Here is a 2,800-nt window from a genome sequence, read left to right as displayed (position 1 = left end):
TTGTACTAAGTGATGGTGCACTGGGTGTTGGCTTTGTCGATGTGCTCGACATAGTGGGTGTGGTAACCGAACTAGTTGGGGCGCTTATCGTCATTGCCACGTATAACAAGGCCCAATTGGCATAGTGCCAACCATTACCTGCGCCTACGCCGAACACGTAGTTGCCACTACTCGGCGGTTTGTAATAATCAGTCAGATTTAATGTGAAGCTTGCTGACTGTCCAGTGTTCATGTCGTAGGCAATACCGCTAAGCATGTTCGCGCTTGAGTTGTAGGTTACTGTTACGCCTATGTAATCGCCTGGGTTGGGCTGGAAGGCTCCCGTGCCAATACCTTCCCAAGCGGCGCTAAAGCTTGGGTTATTACCGTTGGTGTTATTAATTATCCACACGTCCCACTGCCCAGTAGTACCGGGACGGAAACAACTGATCTGCCAGCATGGATTCCAGATAACCATGGCATAGGTTGAATTGCTCTGGGCAGAATAAATTGAGTTGCTCCCCACGATATTAACGATGTGCAATTTATTGTGTAGTTGTATGCAGGATTTATGCCCCACCTTGTTGGGGTTAGGAATAGGTATATTACGAAGCCGTCGCCGACGAGTGGAGGCCCTTCAGAGTACGTGCCGATGATTGTTATCCTCACCAAAGATCCATTGTAGTATTCCTCCTGCCAAAACATGGCACCGCTAGACCAGACCTGGGCCGGGATCAACTCAAGCACGGGCTGGTTTATGCCGATCGAACCCCAGTACTGGCTTGCGTTGTTCGGCCCATAATACATCGGCCATTGATTTGTTATATAATACTTAAGCCATTGATTTGGCGGCAAAACAGAATTATTAACGCCCTGATACACATGCGGCACTCCGAAGTATTGCTGGCCGTTGAGTAGGTTCATGATTACCTGCGTATAGGATTGGTTCGTTTGCGCCCTGGTTACCACACCCACAATCACCAACACCACAATCAATAGTACCACCGAGACCACAATCATTAGCCTAGGTCCGGCAGGCACAACACAGCAATTACTAAGGCACCCTTAAGTATTGCGCCAAACCCATCAATGCCACACATGCATTGCGTATAGTGGGCGTAGAATTAAGCAACCTAACCTCCCTGGCCGGGTATAACGAAGACCCCATCAACACCAGCATTAGTGGAGTCACTAACGGTGGATTGCTCCTTGAGGCATACGGGGCATGTTGTTGGCTTAAGTGATGAGTCGTTTAAGTGCATCATCGCCAAGCCCCTCCTCCATCACACTTAGTCCTGGATACCAGGATTACGGTGCCCAAGAAGGCTCTTTACTCGATGTATTGAAAGAAACAATCGCCGAGAAACTCGGCATAAAACAATGAACAAGCACAAAAACAAACATCAAGCACGATCATGGTCTAAAAGCCCTCGTTAGAACAACCTCACAAACCCGCACCTCATAGAGAACAAAATAAATACTAAACACAAAACACGGAATACAAAACAACATCCTGGTGCCGCCGCCGGGATTTGAACCCGGGACCTACCGGTTTCTGAAACACCATACTTCAGCCGGTCGCTCTCCCGACTGAGCTACGGCGGCGTCTGTATCTTTATGCTCTAGTTTTTTAGGCTTTCTCTCGTGGATGCGTGGATTGTGTTTATGAAAACCGTGTTTTCCTTATTCAATTGCTCATGACCGCACATTGCTTATCCACCGAAATTCACTGATTCTCCCTATGTAATGCTTTTAATGCATCATCTTTAGTAATGTCCGTGCCTGCACATGGATTAAGGGCTTTGTTGCCTGTCGGGTTTGATGCCGTGGTTGACGTATTGCGTAATGATAAACACGCATCAGGCATATACTTCGCGATGTTGAATACGAGGCCTAGGGTTGCGGTTGCCGTTGGTGAGGAATTTTACCTCATGTCGTTTAATAGGATTTCGGCCTTCATAGTAGTCATTGAGGGCGAGGGCGTCACTGAGCTCAGGGTAATAACCCACACATACCCTGCACTTTCCGACCTGGGCGCGTCCAGGTCCTATGCGTGGGAGATACTGAGTGCTGTTATTGGGAGGCTTGGCGTTAGGCCCGTAAATGTTGTTGATGTTGATTATATGGATTCGTCGAAATCCTCCCAACTTGGGTCTTAGGTTCGTGACTCCGTTTCCTTAAGTAATTTCTCGACGAAGCTCAGAACCATCTTTGCACTATTTAATGCGTACTCAGCATCCACCCTGGTGTAAAGTTCCTCAGGCGGTATGCCGCTCTCCTCATCACCGTACATTGCCAATTCCCTCTCCTTCCTGAGGCTCCTCGATATGGATATTAATTCATCCATACGTTCCCGAAACCACGCCGGAAATCTACCCTGCTCCCTCCTCAACACCGGCCCCACGTCATGCCACTTCGGCGGTTCAACACCCACTATCCTTAGTGCAGCCTTAAGGGCTAGTTCAACCGCCTCCTGGCACTGCCTAACAACGTACGGGTAATTACCATTGATTAAGGCTTCCTCAGCATGCCTAACCCTCTCCATGGCTTGCCTCAGGTATGACCTAGCCATGTCGAGGTTATTCAATTTCAATCACCTCACCAAATTTGTAATCGCCCTTAAGCACCCAGTACCAGGACTTATCGTTAACCCAAACCCTCCTGGCACCCAACTCCCTAAGCCTATTAATCAACCTTGTCAATACGCCCTCGAAGAAGCTGTCCTTATCGTAAACTATCACAGCGTCCTCAGTCATGTCTAGGTAGATTGGTGAGAACCTGGCAGCCTCTATCCTGGTTTTAATCACCGGTGATAGGGCCA

Annotated in this window: 5 protein-coding genes, 1 tRNA gene and 1 pseudogene; 1 reads left to right on the top strand and 6 read right to left on the bottom strand. The window is 48.5% G+C overall.

What is annotated here, in order from left to right; translation table 11 throughout:
- The 4 genes from B7L70_RS12300 to B7L70_RS12290 all read right to left on the bottom strand — a co-directional run.
- Positions 1 to 391, bottom strand: a 391-nt coding sequence (locus B7L70_RS12300; protein ID WP_143701651.1) for a hypothetical protein, incomplete at its 3' end; no start/stop codon positions are given.
- Positions 382 to 1,020 (bottom strand): hypothetical protein, encoded by a 639-nt coding sequence (locus B7L70_RS12295; protein WP_081228430.1) that lies wholly within the window; start codon positions 1,018 to 1,020, stop codon positions 382 to 384. The genes B7L70_RS12300 and B7L70_RS12295, both read right to left, overlap by 10 nt.
- Positions 1,021 to 1,112: 92 nt before the next feature.
- Complete coding sequence (locus B7L70_RS14215) at positions 1,113 to 1,244, bottom strand: hypothetical protein (RefSeq protein ID WP_255408873.1); 132 nt, start codon at positions 1,242 to 1,244, stop codon at positions 1,113 to 1,115.
- A gap of 249 nt (positions 1,245 to 1,493) precedes the next feature.
- A tRNA-Phe gene (locus B7L70_RS12290) sits at positions 1,494 to 1,584 on the bottom strand.
- A 173-nt stretch (positions 1,585 to 1,757) separates the two neighbouring features.
- Between B7L70_RS12290 and B7L70_RS12285 the strand changes: the two genes are divergently transcribed.
- Entirely contained in the window at positions 1,758 to 2,138 is a 381-nt protein-coding gene (locus tag B7L70_RS12285; RefSeq protein WP_081228429.1) for a hypothetical protein, read from the top strand.
- On the opposite strand, the gene B7L70_RS12280 is transcribed toward B7L70_RS12285, so the two are convergent.
- Together B7L70_RS12280 and B7L70_RS12275 are read right to left on the bottom strand one after the other, a co-directional pair.
- A complete protein-coding gene (locus B7L70_RS12280) occupies positions 2,135 to 2,566 on the bottom strand; it encodes a HEPN domain-containing protein (protein WP_238376257.1) in 432 nt (143 codons plus the stop codon). The genes B7L70_RS12285 and B7L70_RS12280 overlap by 4 nt on opposite strands.
- Positions 2,559 to 2,800 (bottom strand): annotated as a pseudogene (locus B7L70_RS12275) (nucleotidyltransferase domain-containing protein); the annotation flags it as partial. The gene B7L70_RS12280 and the pseudogene B7L70_RS12275, both read right to left, overlap by 8 nt.

This window comes from Vulcanisaeta sp. EB80, assembly GCF_002078205.2.
The sequence above is the reverse complement of the archived record's forward strand: the minus strand, read 5'-3'. Positions and strand labels throughout refer to the sequence as shown.